The sequence below is a fragment of the Hymenobacter tibetensis genome, from assembly GCF_022827545.1.
GTDB lineage: Bacteria > Bacteroidota > Bacteroidia > Cytophagales > Hymenobacteraceae > Hymenobacter > Hymenobacter tibetensis.
Map to the genome: position 1 here is coordinate 5268531 of NZ_CP094669.1, position 20003 is coordinate 5288533.

Below are 20003 nucleotides of genomic sequence, written 5' to 3' on the forward strand. Positions count from 1 at the left end.
AGCGGCGCTACGAAGCGGTGGGCAGCAAGAAAAACCATGAACTTGCTGGCATGCCACTTCCTACCGCCGACCGGCCCAGCCGCTTCCCCGTCTTCTTTGAAATCCTGGTTTGGGGATTATATGTGGGCCTGTACAAGTACAATGTGTACATGGAGGCCGTACAGCAGCGCCCTATCACCCAAGCCAACTTCCCCTACCCACAGCTGATGGTGTTTGCACTGCTGGCTACGCTGTACGCGGTGCCGTATTACCGCGGGCTGGTGCCGGTCCTGATTCGGCAGCGGCGCTATGCGTTGCTGGGCGTGGGGGCTGTGCTCTATATGTGGTGGGGCATCAAGCTGAACATCACCGTGGCCAGTTGGCTGTTCCAGTTTGTGGCCCAGCCGCCCCTGTTAGCCGACTTCTACCACCACACCTACACCGAGGCAGCCCGCCAACTCCCGGCGTTGCGCAACACCTATATCAGCCAGCTGTTCACTGATTTGCTGGCCTTCAGTTGTGTGGCCTTTGTGCGGCTGGCCTTCGAGCAAGAATACCGGCGGCGCCACCTCGAAAAAGACCATCTGGCGCTGCAACTAGAGCAGCTGAAAAGCCAGTTGCAGCCGCACTTTCTGTTCAACACGCTCAACAGCATTTACGGTCTGAGTTTGGCGGGCTCGCCGGAAACGCCGCGCTTCATTCTGCTGCTCTCAGAGCTGATGCGGTACGTGCTCTACGACAGTGGCAAGGAATACATCAGCCTGCCAGAGGAAGTCAGCTTCCTGGAAAACTACTTCGAGATGGAGCAGCGCAAGTATCCTGGCGCGCACATCCAGCTAACGACCAGCGGTACTACTACCGGCCTGCAGGTACCCCCTCTCCTACTGTTGCCGCTGGTAGAAAATAGCTTCAAGCACGGACGCCACCACTTCTCGGACGCCGCCAGCGTGCAGGCCACCCTCACCAGCCAGCCCGGCCGCCTGCATTTCCTCATCGAAAACGATATGCTACCCGAAGCGCCCGCCGCCTCTACCAAGCGCAGCGGTGGCATTGGCCTCCAAAATATCCGGCAGCGCCTGCACCTCTACTACCCTGGCACCCACGAGCTGCACCTGACCGAACACGCTGGCCGCTTCCGCGCCGAGCTAACGCTGCATGTGCAGTAGCACGGACCTGGTTTTCACACTTCCCACCTCATTACGTATCACCACTCCATGACCACTTCCGCCCCCGTTCGTTGCTTGATTGTGGACGACGAGCCGCTGGCTCATCAGGTACTCTCGCAGTTTATTGGCCAAACGCCGGGGCTGACGCTCACTGGCAAGTGCCGCAACGCCATGGAAGCCTACGAGCACCTAGCCCAACACCCCGTGGATCTGCTGTTTCTGGACATTGAAATGCCACTAATGACGGGGCTCGACTTCCTGAAAACCCTCCGCACCCCACCCAAAACCGTTCTGACCACGGCCTACCGGGAGTATGCCTATGAAGGGTATGAGCTCGATGTGCTGGATTATCTGCTTAAGCCGTTTTCGTACGAGCGGTTTATGAAGGCTATTTCGCGCCTGCCGGCTTTCCAACCCGTCTCGCCTACCGATGCTACTACCGAGAAGCACTTGCTGGTGAAGGAGCGGCAAGGTTTGCTCAAAGTGCCGCACCGCGACATTGTGTACGTGGAAGGCTGCAAAGACTACGTCAAGCTCATGACGGCCACCAAAACCTACCTGCTCCACCACACTATGAAAGAGATGGTGGAAGTGCTAGGCCCAACCTATCTGCGCGTACACCGCTCCTTCATTGTAGCTGCCGCTCATATCCGCCTGCTCCAGCCCGACCACGTGCAGTTGCAGGATGCTACCCTGATTCCTATCGGTAGTTCATACAAAGCCGAGTTGCTGGCCTTCTTCAAGAAGTAGCAGTCGGCCGTGTGATGTTTGCTGGGCAAGACAAGCTGTTTGTTAGGCTGCCGGAGTTACCGCTGCGGAGGTGTTGCACGAGCCCGAACGACAGAACGTCTGGCCTTGGAAAGCGCCGTACCTTGCGCCTCTATGTTTGAGCACCGCCATTTCATCGTCCACAAACCCTACGGCTACCTTAGCCAATTCATGAGCAACAACCCCAGCGAAGCCCGTAAAAAGCGTTTCCTGGGTGAGTTGCACGACTTTCCAGAAGGCACCATGTCCATTGGCCGCCTCGACGAACATAGCGAAGGTTTGCTCCTGCTCACCACCGACGGCAGCGTGAGTGAGCAGATTCGCCGCAAAGACGTGGAAAAGGAATACTACGCCCAGGTGGATGGCCTTATCACCGACGAAGCTGTGGCACAGCTTCAACAAGGCGTGGAAATCGGCATTTCGGAGGGGCGCTACCAGACTCTGCCTTGCGCCGCCTACCGCTTGGCCGCGCCACCGGACCTGCCACCCCGCACCCGTCACATCCGCTCCGACCGACACGGCCCCACCAGTTGGGTGAGCATCACGGTTACGGAAGGCAAGTACCGGCAGGTGCGCAAGATGACCGCCGCCGCAGGCTTTCCCACGCTCCGCTTGGTGCGGATGCGCATAGGGGGCATCGTGCTGGGTAGTTTAGCGCCAGGCGAGGTGCAGGAAGTGGAAACCTTGCTTTTCTAGGTTGCAATCGAAAGGATATTCCTGATTTTGAAGGCCGTGTAAGGCCGAGGGCAGAGTGTGCAAGCTAGCCTAGCTGTTGCATGAATATAGATTTAAGCAGCTATTTTTATTATTCAATATATTCGTATAAAAATAATATTGCCTGTATTGTTCTTATTCCTTGTGAATTGAACAATAAGACTATATATTTATACCGGCTAATGTTAACCAAGTAGTACGATACTAGTATGTAGCTCGGCTACACCACGCCAATTCTGCTAATTATTTCTTGCTGTGATCAACAAGACCGGACTCCTGTTTGTGGCTTCCCTTGGCTTCAACACCTTATTGTCTTCCGTTTTTGCTTACAAGTACTACCACAATTGGTTTGAGAACGAAGTTCTCAAAGAACCTTTTCGCACGAGTATTTTTCAGGAGCTAACAGACGAACCCAATAAAATTTATTTCGTAGGCGACAGCCACACGGAAGCGTTTGAATTGGCAGAAATACTTAATAATCCGTCGGTCAGGAATAGAGGTATTTGGGGCGACAAAACCACAGGTATTATCAAGCGCCTCGATAGAATTATCAAAAGCAAACCCCGGAAAATATTTATTATGGTTGGGGTTAATGATATATGTGCTGGCACCTCAGTGGAAGAGATAAGTGCTCATATAGAGCTGATTACGAAGAAAATCAAGTCTGAATCACCAGCAACGGAATTATATATCCAAAGTGTATTGCCTACCAATCAAAAAATATTGCACTCAGATGAATTAACTATCAGCCAGATAAAAGAATTAAACGAAAGATATTCGCAAATCAGCAAAGAAAACGGCGCAACATTTATTAACCTCTTCCCTTATTTCCAGGAAGGCAACGGCCTGAAAGCCGAGTACAGCTTTGACGGCCTACATTTAAACGGCAAAGGATACATGGCATGGAAAAAGCTGATCATGCCGTACATATAAGCATGGCCAACACAGTGGCAATGGGGTAGCTTACGACATCTCACGCCTAGAAGCTCCTCCCATCCTGTCGAGAGCAAGATGGGAGGAGCTTCTATTTTGTACTGCTACTTGCTGAGCTTACACGGAGCTGGAATTTACAGCCGCTCTACTTTCCTGGTATCACCCGTGCCGCCAAGCTGTTCAAATACGTTTCCAACATAGTATAGCCGTTCGGACCCGTTTTGGCGCGGTCGGTGGGGTCGTGGGGGTTAAGGCGTTGTTTGGTTTCCCACGCATCCGGCATGCCATCATGGTCGGTATCAGTGGGGGCTGACACTGACGCCAGCACCGGCCACGCTTTCTGCGAGACGGTGTAGGGGGTGCCGTGCGGGTATCCCCCCTGCACGTCAATGATGCGGCCCGTGCGGTTAACCACGTTGCGGATGATGCGTTGGTCTAGGGTGTCGCGCTTGGGCAGACTGGCCCCTACGTGCTGTAAGACGGCCTTATACGCTTCAGCTGCTGTCTGAGTGCTGATGGGGCCCAAGTTGAATGGCAGGGCAGCTTTGGCTTGCACTGTATCGGTGGCGGTACCGCCGTTCATAGTCACGCCGCGCCAGTTGTGGCGGGTCACGTCGGCGCTGGCGTCCACGTAGTTGCCGGCCAGATAGAACTTGCCGTAGGGCAGCGGGTTGGCACCTTTCTCAAGCTTGTACGGATTCAGCACTCGCGCCTTCACGTTGTCTTTGGTAGAGGGGCCGTGCTTGTAGTAGTTGTTGACGACGTTGTAGTTGCCGCCTTCCCCAGCATACACGTTGTTTTCGCCCCAGTTGTAAAGCACGTTGTTGCGGAAATCCACGTTTTCGTAGCCGGCGGGGTGCGTGTAGCGGCTACCGTTGAAGCGTGGCGTGCGGTTCTTGCAGCTGGCAAACAGGTTGTGGTGCATGGTAGCATGCTGCCCGCCCCAAATGCCTCCAAACCCGTGCTGCTCGAAATCGGTGTCGCCGGTTTCGAAGTGGTACGAGTAATTGAGCGGCTCACTGATCAGATTCCACTGCAACGTGGTGCTGTCGCCTTCATACACCGACAAGCACTCATCCGTCGACCAGCTCATAGTACAGTGGTCGATGATGAGGCGGCTGTTGCGCATGCCACCAAATGCATCGTCGCCCCCGGCTCCGTTTACCTTGCCTTGATTCTGGTTTTTGTCGCCCATGCGGAAGCGCACAAACCGGACGATGACGTTGTTGGCTTTCAAGCTCACCGGATAGTCAGCTACGCAGATACCGTCGCCAGGAGCAGTTTGGCCGGCAATGGTGGTGTTGGACTGGCTGATGGTCAGGGGCGACGCCAAATGGATAGTGCCTGACACCCGGAACACGACGGTGCGCGCCGCCGCAGGCTTGGTTAGCGCGTAGCGCAAGCTACCGGGCTGGTTGTCGTCTTCCAGATTGGTGACCTCAAACACAGTGGTTGGCACCGCCGCCGAGCCTCGTCCGCCCGAGGTGAAGCGGCCGGCTCCCTCGGCATCCGGAAATGCCAGCTGCTGTTCCAGAGCAGGCGTGGCCAGTGCCAAACTCAGCGCAGCCAAGCAGGCAGCAGCAGTGTAGCAGGTAGCAGCAAGGGGTAGGTTGAACTCTCGAGGCATAAAGCAGACAGATGGCGGTGCGGACGCAGTACAACTTGAAACCCAAAGAAAATCCGCTTTCAGGCTTCAACAGAAGCCTGATATTACTGAAACCCTGGCCGGCGACGTGGCGCACCCGCCGTATTTCTTTGCGCAATCGATGTCGGCAACGTTGCCAGCTAAACGTTGGGTTTCAGCTGTAGTCTGTGAGGTCGTGTTTTTCGCGCGTAAGCCTTTGCTTCCGGAATCTTGTCTGGTATGAACCAGCACTCCAACTGCACCTTTGCAGGGTGCGGCCTGTTGCCTTTCAAGAGCAGGGTTATGTTGACATTCTGCCTATCTTGGAGGTTGGAGTTGTGGGGTTAGCAGCTAATAGACAGCTATTTTGGCTTTTTCGATGAAGTATTTTTTCTTTTTCCTCTTGATGAGTTTGCCGCAGGTGCTACTCGCTCGAATGCCCATGGAGCCGTTGCAGATTGCGCAGCAATTTGTGGCCACCAAAGGCTGGCCGGAAATGAAAGACTACCTCTGTTGCGAGGCCGAGCAGCAAGCCAAAAATCAAACGCTCGGCCAGCAGATACCCGCCACGCTGGAACGCAGCTGCCAATTGCTCGACCAGAGTGACAGCACCGCCGTGGTGGCCGTGGAACTGCGCGACTCCGTAAGCCGCAACGACTTCTACCTGCACTTTGCCAGAGAAGACAATGACTGGAAGCTACAAGCCATCCGCAGCCTGTCGATGACGCAGCTTGGCCCCCCCATGCTGAAGCTGCTGACCACTATGCCTCCCGCCGAAATAGCCCAGTACAACCAGAAGCACCCCGATGCCGACCACACGTTCACAGTAGGCAACCTCAAGCTCTGGATTAGCGCCGACGCCGACATTAGCAGCCATTTCACCCAGCACCAGGCCGATTTTCAAAAAGTAGCGCGCCTCGTCAAGGCTCGGCAGTTTTTCGCTACGGACACTACGGCCGCTGCGGAAGAAGCAGCCAACGCCGACCCGGAGATACACGCCCTGCTTCGCAAGCTCTATATCAGCCGCATCACTCGGCACGATACCAATTGCGGCACCTGCTTGGAGTTTATCATCGGCGGACGCATAGACAACACTGTGGGGTTTCTGTATCAGCCTAAAGCCGCAGACGTACCCAAAATGAACCCCAACCGTCTGATTGTCGTCAAGCCCATTACGAAAGGCTGGTACCTGTACAAGACCACCCGTAGCTCCCGCTAGCTTATACTACAGCAAGCCTACCAAAGCTGTCTGGCAGCAGTAGGCAGGCTTGCGTCACTCTGTGCATGGAGTCACAGACCAATCAGGAGTATTTATGCTCTTGCAGCCGCGTGCTCCTGCAACTAGTTTATGGTAGCTCCTTGTAGCGCACCCGGAACGAGCCATTGGTAAACCTCATAAGTTCTGTCTGTTGCGTATAGACAGCTTTGCGGCGGAGAACAGCTTCGAAACGACCTTCTACAATTCTCTGAACAGTATCAAGCTTGGTAATTTGTATGGATGGCAGACCTGTCCCATCCGTAGAAGCATAGGAATCGGTTATTCCGTCGCCTCCTATCAAGAGCTTCCATTCTGCCGGCAAGGCCTGCACAGACGATAGCACTTGCTTCTTGGGTAATGCAAAGCTCAATTGCAGAACCTCTGTTGTAGTAACAGGAATAGTATCGGGGGAGAATACATAAAATTCTCTTTTCCCCATGGCAAAGTATCCTTCGCCCGTTTTATCCCATGGCTGTCCATCTTTCTGCGCCTTCACAAAGAACTCTTCTTGAGGCTCAGCTGAATCTTTCGAGCACCCGGTCGCACTCCACATTAGTAACAAACAGGCAAGTACCTTCGGGAAGATGATTTTCATATAGTTATGTAGATAGTTACCCCGAGATGATACCAAGTGAAAGCAAATGGTTGCAACCACTTCACTGCTTAGTAGCCGCCAGAGGTATTTACTGAAGATATACTTTGCACAAAGTGGCCGAAGCAACTGGTATATCAACGTACTACCGGTAGCACTGCACGGCGAACTAAGCGAGCAGACGGGTATCGTCTTTGAGGTGCACCCCCGACAGCTTACGGCGCAGTGCTTCCAGCAGCAAATAGCTGAGTCGGTTGGCAGCCACATCGTAGGGGAGCCCGGCTGGTCGGATGTTAGATACACAATTACGGGCTTCGTCGGTGAGGCCAGGACGCGGGCCGTAGGTAAAATAGGCTCCTAAGCTGTCGGGGGAACTGAGGCCGGGCCGCTCCCCAATCAGAATCAATACCATTTGAGTGTGCAGCAGTGCTCCTATCTCATCGCCAAGAGCCACACGAGCCTGCGCTGCCACTACCAACGGCCCCAGGTGCAATCCGGCGGCCTGTAGTATAGGCACCAACAGCTTTACCAGCGGCACAGCATGCTCGTTCACGGCTGCCGCCGAAAGTCCATCGGCCAATACAATCACCAAATCGGTGGGCTGGGCGCTACTTTCCTGCAGCAGGGTGTGCGCTTCCTCGTGTAATTGCCGACCTAGGTCGGGGCGCTGTAAATATTCCTGTCGGTCGGGGGCCTTGCTGCGCACCTGAAGGACGGGCAACTGTAGCGGCGCCAGCCCCGCAAGCAAGGGGTCGAGGTCCAGGGTTGAGTACACCGCGTCGCGGGCATGAGCGTGGGCCAACCGGAAGGCTAACGCCTCACGTAGGGGCACGCTGCTACCCGTTCGGCCCAGCGCTATCCGAGCGGCCGTATGCGCTTTCAGGGCCGCCCACGGGTCGGGAGCGGGGTTTTCGGGTTGATGCGACGCAGGTAGTTCAGCCATTTGCATTGATAGCAGCATATCCTCCGCAGGCGACCCAACTGAAAGGAACCAGCTGCGAACTTCTAAGAGTGGCAAGACAAACACCCACGCCAATCAATGCACCATCAGCTAGGCAGCCTCTGCGCCTATGCCTATTGATTGCTGGGCTGCGGGCGGGCGAAGCGGTTGAGCAGGTTAAGCAGTACCCCGTTGGTCCAGCCGAAGCCATCCTGGAGAGGATACTCGCCACCCCCAGCGGGAAGGTGTGTATCGGTGACGTTGTATTTCTCCAGCAGCTTACCCGTTTGCTGGAATACGCGCGAGTTCAGGCGCACCCAACGGACGGCAATGGTATCGGCGAGCGGCTTCTGGTTGTAACGAGTGAGGCCCTGCACGGCAATATACTGCAACGGCGCCCAAGCATTGGGCGCGTCCCACTGCTGGCCGCTGGTGTTGAGCGTGGTAAGCAGGCCCCCATCTTTCAGGAAATCAGCCTTGAGGCCAGCGGCAATTACGGTTGCCTGGCGCGGGGTAGCTACCCCAAAGGCCAGCGGAAACACCCCTGCCAACGTGCGAATGGCAGCGGGGCGCTTTTGCGTGAAATCGTAGTCGGTGTACCAATTGGCGGCCTTGTTCCAGTTATAGCGCTGAATGGCACTGCAGCGCTGTTTGGCTTTCTGTAGCCAGGTGCGGGCTGCTGCACTTTGGCCTTGCGTAGTGTAGGAGCGAGCCAGTGTTTCTTCCAGCACCAGCATCAGGCAGTTCAAATCGACGGGCACCAACTCGGTGGTGCGGATCGAGCCCAGCGTACCGTCCGCCCCAAACCAGCGGGTACTGAAGTCCCAGCCGGAAGCCGCCGCGGCCCGAACGTCGCGGTAGAACTGTGAAGGTGGGCGGGTGGTTTTGCGGGCCGCATCGACGTCAATGCCATACGATTCTTCGCGCGGCTCAGTGCTTTCATCCCAGTACCGGTTCAGTAGTTCGCCGCCGGGCATCCGCATGACGCGGCGTGTGGCAGTGCCCGGCTTCAGCGAGTCGGCGCCAGCCATCCAGTAAGCGTATTCGCGTAGTAATTGGGGCTGGTAGCGCACCAACACAGAATCACCTTGCTCCTGCGCCAACAACTGCACCATCAACGAGAAAAATGGAGGCTGCGAGCGGGTAAGGTAATAGGTGCGGTTGCCGTTGGGAATAAAGCCGTAGCGGTTAAGCAGGTAAGCAAAGTTGTCGGTCATGTTGCGGATCAGGACCGTCCGGTTTGCTTCGCGCAAGCCAAGCATGGTGAAGTACGAGTCCCAATAGTACACCTCCCGGAACCGGCCACCTGGCACCAGATAGGGCCGCGGCAACAACAGCAACGAAGAGTAACGAGACACCGAATCGAGGGGGCGGCGCTGGAGCACCCGCCACAGGGTATCGAGGTGCAGGCGCAGGCCCGTGGCGATGTTGCTGCGGTAGGTGGTGGTGTCGGTGGTGGGCAGCTGGAACCGAGACTTTGCAAAGGCCGCTAGGTTGAAGCCTGGCTGCGTACGTTGCTGTTCGTAGTCGGCCACAATGCGCGCGGGCGTATCATGGCGGGGCACCATATCCACGAACGTCTTATTGTCGGGGAAAACCCGGCCGAGCTGAATAGCCTCGAAAAGACCCGGGTATAGTTGCCGGGGCGTTGGCGGGAGCTGAGCCGTAGCCCGCAAACAAAGACAGCAAAAGCAGAGCAGTAGTAGATTTCGCACGGAGCAAGGTAAGGATACACCTCCGAGTACGCAACCACCCCTGGTTGTGGCTGACTTTCAGCAGATCGGCTCTGTTTTTGTGTACCCACTGCGTGTCCCGTATGCCACTTTGGGCGGGCTGTTTCGTGGGTTTCCAAGCACCAAATTCATTTCAAAGCCAGGATCGAGCTTCTTGCGGTTTCATGGATTGGAAGCGGTGCAGGCACATTGGCTGCCAACCAATTTTCGCGTGGTGCAACTTCGTTACTTTTGTATCTGTTTACAGCTAGCAGCAGCCCTGAACTAGGTTGTGAGGCTGCTCGTAAGTTCTTGCGTTTTTCACACCTTTAGCCATAGCATGCCGTCTTCCGACCGTATTTCCCAAGCGCTGACCCGGCACGGGCTCCGCCAAACCGTAGTACGGCAGGCGGTCTTGCGGGTGGTAGCCGATTCGCCGTTTGCCTTGTCTGGCAGTGAAATCGAACAGCTTCTTGCCCCCAACACCGACCGTATCACGCTCTACCGGACGCTGAAATCGTTTGAGGAAAGTGGTTTGATTCACCGGGTGATAGACAAGAGCGACATTGTCCGCTACGCAGCCTGTTCTATTGAGTGCAGCGCGCATGAGCACTTCGACAACCACGTGCATTTCAAGTGCAGCAATTGTCAGCACATCTACTGTCTCAATCAGGTAGCTATTCCGTCCGTGAACCTACCAGCCAAGTTCGAGGTCAAGACCCGCGACTATCTATTAAGTGGTGTGTGCCACGAATGCCAGCCAGTGCAAGTGTCGTAACCCGGTGTATCAGTTGTTTACACTGAATTTTGCCTCGCAGCCAGCTTGGTTGACTCACTAGTATAAGTAGGGTAGCCTTGGCGTTCAGCTGCCGTGCAAGCAGCCGCTACACACACCCGTACAACCAGCATATTTGGTTGCGCAGGTCTTAGATTGCACAACTCAAAAAACTATTCTGCTTCACAGGAAGTAATGGAGTAGCAACTAATGCGCAGCTCTATGGAAATGGAAGGACTAGCCAAAATAGAACACGTTGGCAAACCACGGGTGGTAATTGTGGGGGGCGGCTTTGGCGGACTAGAGCTGGCCAAAGCCCTACGCGATGCGCCGGTGCAAGTGGTGTTAGTGGATAAGCAAAACTACCACACCTTTCAGCCCCTGATGTACCAGGTGGCCACTGCTGGACTGGAAGCGGCCGATATCATTTCGCCGTTCCGTCAGATTTTGAAAGGGCAAAGCAACCTATGCTTCCGTATGGCGGAGGTAGAACACGTTGATACGACCACGCACGTCTTGAAAACGTCTATCGGCCTGATTCCCTACGACCACCTGATTATTGCCACCGGGGCTACCAGCAACTATTTCGGCGACGCCGAAATGGCGCGTCATGCCGTGGCTATCAAGAGCGTGGAAGACGCCGTGGAATTGCGCAATACGGTGCTTTCCAACTTCGAAAAGGCCCTGCAAATAGACGATGTCGAACAGCTCAACAGCTTGCTCGACTTCGTGATTGTGGGAGGTGGCCCTACCGGCGTGGAGGTAGCGGGGGCGCTAAGTGAATTACGCAAGCACGTATTTCCGAAGGACTACCGCGAAATCGACTTTCGCCAGATGGATATTCACTTGATTCAAAGCGGCAACACCTTGCTGAAGGGTATGTCGGCTGAGGCCTCGCAAAAGGCGTTGGAATACCTGCAGAAGTTTGGCGTGGATGTGTTGCTGGACCGTCGGGTGCAGTCTTATGATGGCTACACCGTTACGCTCAACACCGGTGAGAAGCTCATTACCCGCACGCTGATTTGGGCGGCCGGTGTAGCAGGCGCACCTATTGAAGGCATCCGACCCGAAAGCTTGCGCAAAGGCAACCGCTACGAGGTAGATACCTTCAACCGAATTGCTGGTTACACCAATATCTACGCTATTGGTGACATAGCAGCTATGGTTTCCGCTGAGTACCCCGAAGGTCATCCGATGGTAGCGCAGCCCGCCATACAGCAGGGCCGATTACTGGGCGAGAACATCGTACGCATGTTAGCCGGTAACCCACTAGAGCCGTTCCGCTACCACGACCAAGGCGCCATGGCTACCATCGGCCGCAACCACGCCGTCGCCGACATCAAGATGCTCGGCAAAGACTACAAGACGCAAGGTTTCTTTGCGTGGGTGATGTGGGTTTTTGTGCACCTGATAGCGCTGGTCGGCTTCCGCAACCGGCTGTCGGTATTCGCCAACTGGACCTGGAGCTACTTCAGCCAAGAACGCGGCTCCCGTTTCATTATGGGCAAGCGGCGTGAGTCCGTTGAAACCACAGCTAAAAGCGCCGTAGCCTAGTACAGCATTAGTCGGTGGACTCGTGCTCGTTCTATGCAGCACAGGCACAGGTTTACCTTGCTACTAAAAGTGCAGAAACACCGATAAGCCGCACAAAACACCATCAGCTAAGAGGTGCTGTGTGCGGCCTACTCGTGTACTCGAAACGCTACGTCTTAGCGGCCGAAGTCGTCCTGAACGCGTACGATGTCGTCTTCGTCGGAAGGGTTAGACGCGTCGGTGTGCTGCCAGATTTCGGCGAGCACGCCCCACGAGTCGAGGCCTACGAGGCGGTGCCGCTCACCCTGCTGAAGCGTAATCAGCTCGCCGGGCTCATACACACGCACTTCGCCTTCTTCGTCGGTTTCGCTCGTGACCACTCCAACCGGGCCTTGTAGCACCTTCCATACCTCGGCGCGCCGATGATGGTACTGCCACGACAACCGCTTCTGGGGCGCCACAATCAGAATTTTAGGGCTGAGCTTGCTGGATATCCGCAACTGCTCGATCGGCAGGCCCTCGAAATACGTGTCGGCAAAGGCCGGGGCCTGCGTCTCGTCGATTACAAAGAAGCCGCCCCAAGGCCGGGTCTGGTCTTGTTTGTCGATGGAGAAGCCCAATCGTTTAAGCCGTTGTTCCATGTCCAGAAACAACTGCTGCTTTTGATCTTCGCTATGCATACTCCGAATGATGATGTGAGGAAGCGGTGGCACAACCAAGCGCGTTCCACTGAATGAGCTCCAAAAGTACGTATCACAATTAAAATAGAATGAAAGATGCCGGATAAATGCGCGAAGACGCTTCCAGTATCCTGCATACGGCTATTTGCCTGGTATCTTGTTTCTTTCTACCCCTTACACGGGCAGTTCGATGTAGAAAGTCGTACCGACACCTTCCGCACTTTCAAACCAAATGCGCCCTTCATGAAGCTTTACAATGGTTTGGACGATAGACATGCCCAAACCCGTGCTTTTCTCGCCACGCAGCCCCGGCCGGCGTGCCTTCGTAAACTTGTCGAATAGCCCCTCTTGCAAACTATCCGGGATACCAATTCCGTCGTCGGCCACCGTAATCAGTACGTGACCAGGGCCTTCGCTCAGCCCTACCACAATGTGGCCTCCTGGTGGCGTAAACTTTATAGCGTTGCCTACTAGGTTGTTTAGTACTTGCAGAAACTTGTTTTCGTCGATGCTAGCGTAGATGGCCGGCGCCGTAACCTCTAGCTTGAAGGTTAGAGCCAGCGTCATCTCCGTCCGGATATAGTTGTCTACCATAATCCCAACCCGCTCCACCAGATTCACTCGCTCACGCTTCAGTTCCACGTTCGACGACTCCATAAACTCGTTGTCGACGAAGTCGTGAATTAAATCCACGCTTTCGCGGCAAGTGGTGAAGAGGACGCGCAGCAGCTCATCTAAATGCGGATCGGCGTGGGCTTGCAGTTGCTGGCGCAATTGGCTGGTTAGGCTCTGCATCAAGCCAAGCGGCCCCGCTAGGTCGTGGGAAATGATTTCGAGAGTGGAGTTTTTCTTGGTGTTGAATTTCTCGGTGTTCTGTTGGTAACGCTTCGCAGTGGTAATGTCGTCGATGAAACCAACCACGGTGCGGCCTCCCTCGTCAGTTTGGTGTTGGGAGAGACGCAAACAAAACCACCGTATTTCCTCGTCGGGGTAGAGCAGCCGGAGTTCTACATCTTCGTGCAGCAGACCTGCCGTAACCCGCGCAAAGCAGTCGGCTGCGTACTCCTGGTCGTCGGGGTGCAGGCGGGCCAAGAGCGCCGGCAGTTCCTCGTTCACCTTGGCCGGGGTGCCTTGCAGCACTTGCTCGTACGCCGCATTCACGTACGTAACCCACTGGCTATCTAAGTCATAGACGAAGAAGACCGAACGAATTTCTTCTAGCAGATGCTGAAACTGAACTGTGTGGGTAGGCATTACAGCCGAGGATAAAATACGATGGAAGGTAGCCCCTACACAGGAGCTTACCATGCTCACCTAGGAAACAGGACTCTGCTCCTCAAGTTACCTACTATACCCAGAAAATAAGATTTCCTCTATCTATACGAGGGCTCCTATCCCTACGTAGCGTGTCTGACAATTCATGCGTTGCGTCAGGCACTGCCTCAAGTTTATTAGGCAATAATGCCTCGTGCAACAAGCTGGGCCATAAACACAGCGGCAAAGCAAGCCGCACAAACAAAGCGCTACGTGGCGCGAGTAAGGAGCAGCCACACACGCGAATCCGTTTTACTTGGGCGCAAAATTGTTTGACTAACGAGCAGCAACAACCGTTTGGCAGCTGGCTAACCACTCCAAAGCAGTACGTTCTTCTATGAAGCGCTCCACCCGGTATGGCCGGTTATCGAAGTAGCTGAGGGATGGGATAGCAGGATCAGCTATGATATCATGGAGGTGACTAGGAGCAAATAGATAGGCAATAAACACTGGCTGACCCAAGCGTGCTACCATCTGCGGGAAAAAGGTATCCATCATCCAGCTGACGTTTTGTCCGTTGGTTCCGTTGTCGCGGCGGCGCGCATCCACCAGCCAGAACCGGCACTGCTGCTCTGCGGCACCGTTTAGCATAAGGCCATATCCGCTATACATTTCCTGTGGCAAGGTATCGCGCAGCCAGCGGCCTACTAGTACCCGTACATCAGGGCGATACACCAAGCTTAGATACTCGGTAGAAGGTAAAGCCAGCATAATCTGAACACTATAAAACTACAATATAAGGGTTTCATTCAGCATATCTAGAGCTACCAGCCCCTATGTCCAATGAATTATAGATGTTCTTAATTACATACTAATGAATAGTTTAACCACCCTCAGCTCAAGAGTAGTATTGCCGCTACTACATGAGCGCATACCTCGCTTTAGCAACTGAATAAGGGAACGTGAAGGTAAGCTCCACCAACGCTAGACTAAAGCACTCACCAAAAACGGTAATAAGTATATCCAGCACAACTACCAAGGTAACTACAGCCAATAACAACTTATTTCTATATTAACTGATCTAATATTAACTTATAATATACCCAGAAGTAGGTATTGACAACCCTTCTCCCTACTTGTAGTTTCGCATATGTGCTCTGGCAGTTATTTGGCCCAACCCAGATACCTCCACTTTCTACTCCGCCTATTGTATCACTACCATTTTTGCCGTTTCACGGCAGCTGTCTTCGCATGTCCTTACTTTACTCCTCCACTCCGCCATGTTTACCTCCCCTACCAGTGTCTGCGGCGATGCTGTATTGATAGCCGCACCACCTTCTTTGCACCGCCAAGGCTTGTTAACCACCCTGCGCGATACGTGGCCTAGCCTGGCGCTTAGCGTTACTGCGGACGCCGCTCAATTGCCTTCGTTGGTTCGACAACAAGCTTACTCTCTCCTGGTTATCGATAGTGTTTTGAGTGGACCCACGTTGTTGAACCTGCTGCACCAGCTACGCAGCATCCGCAGTTGCCAGCCAGTGCTCGTGTTGGTCAGCCATCGGCTAGCACCAGCCTTGCGCCAGCATTTGCTGCGTGCGGGAGCCAACGCGTTGCTCTCGTGTCAGGTAGCACCAGCAGCAGTGGTTGCAGCCGTTTCGTCGCTTCTGAATGGGAGCACGGGTGGCAAAGCTAGTTCCACATCTGCCCCGCGTCATTTTCAACCGCCTACTCCTTTCAGCCAGCGAGAGGCCGAAGTTTTGCGCTTGGTAATAGATGATTATTGCAACCGAGAAATAGCAGACCGCCTGTGTTTAAGTGTGCGCACTGTGGAAAGTCACCGTCGTGCCCTCTTACAGAAAACAGGTGCCAAAACGTTGGTGGGGTTGGTGGTGCAGGCCGTACGCGAAGGATGGGTAGGCGTGGCGTGAGGAAGGGCAGCAATAGGCCGCGTATGAGTGGTATGCACGCTTGCTAGAAAAAGCAGTGCAGCTAGTATTTGATCTTACCGGTGGAAGTAGTTTTCTTGATGCGGCCGTCGCGCTTGAAGCGTGTTCCGGGCACCAAGCGAAGCGCTACGTTGGGAGGCAAGCAACTATTGAGAGCAAACTCCTGCGTCTCGTAGCCAGCAGCACTGATCTTCAGGCGAACGGGGCGTAGAACAGGCTTCCTAAACACCACAATATAACGGCCTTCTGCATTGGTGCTGAACGCATCATTGATGCCTTGCACTTGCACAGTAGCTCCTGTCAGGGGCTGATAGCTTTCATCGGTGATTAATCCGGTTAATGACTCGCAGCTAGGGGGCGGGGCTGGCTGGCTCGTAGAGTCTGCGGGCAGGGTGGTGGTCTGCTGTGCCATTACCCGACTGGAGCTTAGCAATAGAACGATTCCGGTCAGAAACAAAAGAAGACAACGCATAAGAAAACGATAATACGGTGGGATACTAGTTTCCTGTGAAAAGGAAACTGATCTAATTTAGTTCGATAAGCAAGAAATAAAATAATTGGATTAGTTCGGCACAACTGGGGCAAAAAAACGAATTAAAAACCAATTATTATAACTATTCATATAATACTTATTGAATCACCGCCATGCGTGTCATCCTATTGGGCTGGTATGTTCCCTTCTTAGCGGAAGTAAAAAGACGAACTCCCATCTACTCAGCAGTTGCCAACCACTCTTTCCTGATTTCACATCAATGGTTGCAAGTTTCCGTGGGGGCAGTGCCAGCTACATCAAATAGAAAGACTCAGCGGCTACCGGCTTCGGAACCTGCTTCTCGTCTAGCAGCTGCTTAAGGTTGATTTCGATGGTGCGAGAAATGACCGTAACCGGGGTATCGGTCGGGCGGTTACGGAAGGGGTCTTGCAGGTACTTAGCCGTTTTCTCGAGCAGAAAGAACGTAGACGCCAACGCCAGCAGAATAGGTATTTCCGTTAGGCCAATCGTCTCAACGAGGCCAAGCGACAACACAATCAGGAACAAGTAAATGAAGAGGTGAATAAATAGCCGGTACGTAACCGGGAACACCGTGCTGTTGATGCGCTCAGCCATGCCCATCGAGTCGCAGAGGCGAACCAACATGGTAGCAAGCTGGACGTGCTCGTACGCCCCAAACACACCTTGCTGCCGCAGGTCCTTTAGCTCTTGGTTGTGCAAGGCTAGCAAAGCCAACGGCTTGTTTTTGTGGCCCTCCAAGTACGTTAGCTCCTCGGCGGATATGTATTGCTGCAGATTGGCAACCGGGTCGAGGCCACGCAGGCTTTGCCCCAAGCTGTAGCACCATGCAATTTGGCGGTACCCTATCCTTTTGAGTACTTCTTGCGGCGTTTCAGAAATCAGCCGGTCTTCTTCCATAAAGCCCTTCGCCTGTATCAACAACGACCGGGAGTCGTTGACGATAGCGCCCCAAACCTTGCGCGCCTCCCACCACCGGTCGTACGATTGGTTGATTTTGAAAGCTAAAATCAGCGAAATGGCACTACCAAGAATCGTAGGTAGCTGCACTGGAATAGGGGGCAAATAGCTCGAGAAATAATACTTGAGCATTTGAAAGAAGACAGAAACCAGGAATACTCTGGCGATGTCGAAGCGGATTTGCTTGATGATGTACCGAAAAGGAATCTTGGTGTCCGTAAGCATAATGGTCTTGTAAGAGAGCAAATTACCCCTGGCTATGTAGCCTTACGAAACAGGCCGTCCCTTATGTTTTGCCAGGATATAAAAGGTTTTAAACCCTGAATCCAAGGCAGAGTTTCCTAAAGCCTACAAATAACGGGCCTTTAGCGCTCAGTCTGTAACCCGTTTTCGCCATCAGCTGGCAGCATACGGGACCAGTGCTACATTGCATTACTGCAAAAATCGACTCGAAAAGGCCAGTGCGTAAGCCCACAAACTAGAGTGAGTTGTTTTGGCATACCTGCTCAGGATCCTTTTGCAGTAGCAGGCTACGCGCCAAGGGGAAATATCAACCAGATAGGCTACCTAGCGTACTGCAGCAGTACAGGTAACCACGCAAGCTGCTATTTGCGCCCAAGAAAACTTGGGTTCGAGTAGCTTGCACTCCGACAGACCGACTGTACAACTAAGCAGGGTGTGCTGCTCCTATCAGGTTGCTGCGTTGCACGCTTTGCACTTACTTTTTCTAGATGATTCGTTTCCGCCCCCGTATCAGTTTCCTTCTTGTTGGCCTGGCTGCCGCTACTGGCTTCACTCTTTCTTTCACCTCCGTAGTGCTGGCCCAAGGCAAGACAAATAGTGGCATCGTGGCAGGGGAAGCCACTCCAAAGCTGGTAGCACAACAGTTTAAATTCACGGAAGGTCCTGCTGTAGACAAAGCTGGCAACGTATTTTTCACTGATCAGCCCAACGACAAAATCTGGAAGTACAGCACCGACGGCAAACTCAGTGTATTTCTTGAAAAATCAGGCCGCGCTAACGGACTCTACTTCGACAAGCAAGGCAACCTACTCGCTTGCGCCGATGAAAAGGGGGAACTTTGGTCGATAGCTCCAGATGGAAAAGTAACAGTACTCCTGCAAGACATACAAGGCCACCGCTTCAATGGCCCCAACGACCTCTGGATTCACCCGACCAGCCAGGCCGTCTATTTCACCGACCCTTACTACCAGCGCGACTATTGGACCCGCACTGCTCCCGACCCCAACATTGGCGGCCAAAAACTATACTACTTGCCCAAAGGCCAGCCCCAGCCCCAAGTAGTTGACGACCAACTGCAACAGCCCAACGGCATCATTGGCACACCCGACGGCAAGCACCTCTATGTAGCCGACATCAAAGCCAACAAAACCTACCGCTACCAAATCGGCACAGACGGTAAGCCAACCAACCGCCAACTCTTCATAGAGCAAGGCTCCGACGGTATGACCATTGACAACCAGGGCAACGTGTACCTGACCGGCAAAGGCGTTACGGTTTATAATGCAGCTGGCCAAAAAATCCAACACATACCCGTGCCCGCTGAGTGGACCGGCAACGTCTGTTTTGGCGGCAAAGACCGGAAGACCCTGTTTATCACCGCGTCAGAATCGGTGTTCGTACTGCCCATGCGAGTAAAGGGTGTGCAATAGGCTACGGGCGTTGCAGCAGGGCAGTATCTTTTGCCATGATGATGCATACTTTCTCTGCTCGCTGACGTTTTCTGTTGCCCGTGACGCTGCTGGCCTTTGCCACCAGCTGCGACGATTCCGACCCCACCCCCGAAAACCTGAACCTGGTGCTGGGAAACCCCAGCGGCGCCACTTCCAATGCTGGCCAGCCCAACAACTACCTACTTACGCGGCCCGAATACGCGCTGAGCTACCACCACAGCCGGGGCATTCCGTTTAGGTGAGCTGGCGTCTAGCGGCCAAAGAGTCAGGTTCTGCGCCCTGGCAAGATAATTTCCGCGCCGACAACGCCCTGCCCGCCGGTTGGTACCAGGTACCGGCCAGCAGCTACCCCGGCTCGGGCTTCGATAGGGGCCACCACTGCCCGTCCGCCAACCGCATGGCCAGCAACTCAACCACATTCCTGATGATCAACATGCTTCTCCAGGTGCCTAACCTCAACCAGGGCACCTGGGCCGACCTGGAGGAATACTACCGCACCCTAGTCCGCGGTGGCAATGAGCTGTACATCATCATGGGCAGCTACGGCACCGGCGACACCGGCTCCCAGGGTTCTGTCACCACCATCGACCAGGGCCGCGTGACAGTGCCGGCTCGCTGCTGGAAGGTGGTAGTGGTGCTCCCCGCCGGGCAGCACGCCCCGGAAGAAGTAACGAGCATCACCCGCGTTATTGCCATCAACGCCCCCAATCAGAATTCGGTAGGAGCCGCTTGGGGTAATTACCGCACCACCGTAGATGCCTTGGAAGCCGCCACCGGCCTGGATTTGCTGTCGGCCGTTGCGTCCGCCATGCAAGCCACCCTGGAGACGCGGGTGGATGCGGGGCCAGTGCAGTAAAAGGTAGCGCAAAATCCAGTGGTAGCACGGAGTTGAGTGAGAAATGAAACGGTCAGCTTTGCCTGATAGCTGGTCTTTCCCAATAGCCCCTCTTCTATTCTACTGCAC

General features: G+C 54.3%; 20 protein-coding genes. 11 read left to right on the forward strand and 9 right to left on the reverse strand.

The annotated features are described in order from the left end of the window. The first annotated feature begins 50 nt into the window (after positions 1-50). The 4 genes from MTX78_RS21225 (at position 51) to MTX78_RS21240 (ending at position 3560) form a co-directional block, all read left to right on the forward strand. Entirely contained in the window at positions 51-1145 is a 1095-nt protein-coding gene (locus MTX78_RS21225; RefSeq protein WP_243798127.1) for a sensor histidine kinase, read from the forward strand. Positions 1146-1193: 48 nt separating this feature from the next. Beyond that, positions 1194-1895: a LytR/AlgR family response regulator transcription factor gene (locus MTX78_RS21230; protein WP_243798129.1), complete on the forward strand. Its 702-nt coding sequence runs from the start codon at positions 1194-1196 to the stop codon at positions 1893-1895. 132 nt (positions 1896-2027) lie between these two features. Then, entirely contained in the window at positions 2028-2609 is a 582-nt protein-coding gene (locus MTX78_RS21235) for a pseudouridine synthase (protein WP_243798130.1), read from the forward strand. Between the two features lie 273 nt (positions 2610-2882). Then, a complete protein-coding gene (locus MTX78_RS21240; protein WP_243798132.1) occupies positions 2883-3560 on the forward strand; it encodes a GDSL-type esterase/lipase family protein in 678 nt (225 codons plus the stop codon). Positions 3561-3705: 145 nt separating this feature from the next. Here MTX78_RS21240 and MTX78_RS21245 read toward each other — a convergent pair whose 3' ends face one another. Continuing rightward, the gene (locus MTX78_RS21245) at positions 3706-5187 is read right to left on the reverse strand and encodes a pectate lyase family protein (RefSeq protein ID WP_243798133.1); all 1482 of its coding nucleotides are present in this window, start codon (positions 5185-5187) and stop codon (positions 3706-3708) included. 376 nt (positions 5188-5563) lie between these two features. Between MTX78_RS21245 and MTX78_RS21250 the strand changes: the two genes are divergently transcribed. Further along, positions 5564-6403 (forward strand): hypothetical protein, encoded by an 840-nt coding sequence (locus MTX78_RS21250; protein WP_243798135.1) that lies wholly within the window; start codon positions 5564-5566, stop codon positions 6401-6403. Between the two features lie 127 nt (positions 6404-6530). Here MTX78_RS21250 and MTX78_RS21255 read toward each other — a convergent pair whose 3' ends face one another. The 3 genes from MTX78_RS21255 to treF form a co-directional block, all read right to left on the reverse strand. After that, positions 6531-7037, reverse strand: coding sequence for a hypothetical protein (locus tag MTX78_RS21255; RefSeq protein WP_243798136.1), 507 nt, complete (start codon positions 7035-7037; stop codon positions 6531-6533). 166 nt (positions 7038-7203) lie between these two features. Beyond that, positions 7204-7977: an ethanolamine ammonia-lyase subunit EutC gene (eutC, locus tag MTX78_RS21260; RefSeq protein ID WP_243798138.1), complete on the reverse strand. Its 774-nt coding sequence runs from the start codon at positions 7975-7977 to the stop codon at positions 7204-7206. A 131-nt stretch (positions 7978-8108) separates the two neighbouring features. Beyond that, positions 8109-9650, reverse strand: coding sequence for an alpha,alpha-trehalase TreF (treF, locus tag MTX78_RS21265; RefSeq protein ID WP_243798140.1), 1542 nt, complete (start codon positions 9648-9650; stop codon positions 8109-8111). A 376-nt stretch (positions 9651-10026) separates the two neighbouring features. Here treF and MTX78_RS21270 point away from each other — a divergent pair, with 376 nt between their 5' ends. Then, a complete protein-coding gene (locus MTX78_RS21270; protein WP_243798141.1) occupies positions 10027-10464 on the forward strand; it encodes a Fur family transcriptional regulator in 438 nt (145 codons plus the stop codon). A gap of 207 nt (positions 10465-10671) precedes the next feature. Continuing rightward, on the forward strand, positions 10672-12015 hold the full coding sequence (locus MTX78_RS21275; protein ID WP_243798143.1) for an NAD(P)/FAD-dependent oxidoreductase: 1344 nt from the start codon (positions 10672-10674) through the stop codon (positions 12013-12015). Between the two features lie 155 nt (positions 12016-12170). Here the strand turns inward: MTX78_RS21275 and MTX78_RS21280 are convergent, their stop codons facing one another. From MTX78_RS21280 to MTX78_RS21290, 3 genes are all read right to left on the reverse strand, one after another. Next, positions 12171-12674 carry a cupin domain-containing protein gene (locus MTX78_RS21280; RefSeq protein ID WP_243798144.1) on the reverse strand — a complete coding sequence of 168 codons (504 nt, stop codon included), beginning with the start codon at positions 12672-12674 and terminating at the stop codon, positions 12171-12173. Between the two features lie 174 nt (positions 12675-12848). Beyond that, positions 12849-13928, reverse strand: a complete 1080-nt coding sequence (locus MTX78_RS21285) for a PAS domain-containing sensor histidine kinase (RefSeq protein WP_243798146.1) — start codon at positions 13926-13928, stop codon at positions 12849-12851. Between the two features lie 336 nt (positions 13929-14264). After that, positions 14265-14699, reverse strand: coding sequence for a hypothetical protein (locus MTX78_RS21290; protein ID WP_243798148.1), 435 nt, complete (start codon positions 14697-14699; stop codon positions 14265-14267). A 509-nt stretch (positions 14700-15208) separates the two neighbouring features. Here MTX78_RS21290 and MTX78_RS21295 point away from each other — a divergent pair. Then, positions 15209-15856 (forward strand): helix-turn-helix transcriptional regulator, encoded by a 648-nt coding sequence (locus MTX78_RS21295; RefSeq protein WP_243798150.1) that lies wholly within the window; start codon positions 15209-15211, stop codon positions 15854-15856. Between the two features lie 61 nt (positions 15857-15917). Here MTX78_RS21295 and MTX78_RS21300 read toward each other — a convergent pair whose 3' ends face one another. Beyond that, the gene (locus tag MTX78_RS21300; RefSeq protein WP_243798152.1) at positions 15918-16286 is read right to left on the reverse strand and encodes a carboxypeptidase regulatory-like domain-containing protein; all 369 of its coding nucleotides are present in this window, start codon (positions 16284-16286) and stop codon (positions 15918-15920) included. 372 nt (positions 16287-16658) lie between these two features. After that, positions 16659-17570 carry a bestrophin family protein gene (locus MTX78_RS21305; protein ID WP_243798153.1) on the reverse strand — a complete coding sequence of 304 codons (912 nt, stop codon included), beginning with the start codon at positions 17568-17570 and terminating at the stop codon, positions 16659-16661. A gap of 506 nt (positions 17571-18076) precedes the next feature. Here MTX78_RS21305 and MTX78_RS21310 point away from each other — a divergent pair. The 3 genes from MTX78_RS21310 to MTX78_RS21320 all read left to right on the forward strand — a co-directional run bounded on the left by MTX78_RS21310 (position 18077) and on the right by MTX78_RS21320 (position 19895). Next, a complete protein-coding gene (locus MTX78_RS21310) occupies positions 18077-19018 on the forward strand; it encodes an SMP-30/gluconolactonase/LRE family protein (protein WP_243798154.1) in 942 nt (313 codons plus the stop codon). A gap of 80 nt (positions 19019-19098) precedes the next feature. Beyond that, positions 19099-19281, forward strand: a complete 183-nt coding sequence (locus MTX78_RS21315) for a hypothetical protein (protein WP_243798155.1) — start codon at positions 19099-19101, stop codon at positions 19279-19281. Then, on the forward strand, positions 19278-19895 hold the full coding sequence (locus MTX78_RS21320; RefSeq protein WP_243798156.1) for a DNA/RNA non-specific endonuclease: 618 nt from the start codon (positions 19278-19280) through the stop codon (positions 19893-19895). The genes MTX78_RS21315 and MTX78_RS21320 overlap by 4 nt, the downstream gene beginning before the upstream one ends. Positions 19896-20003 lie beyond the last annotated feature (108 nt).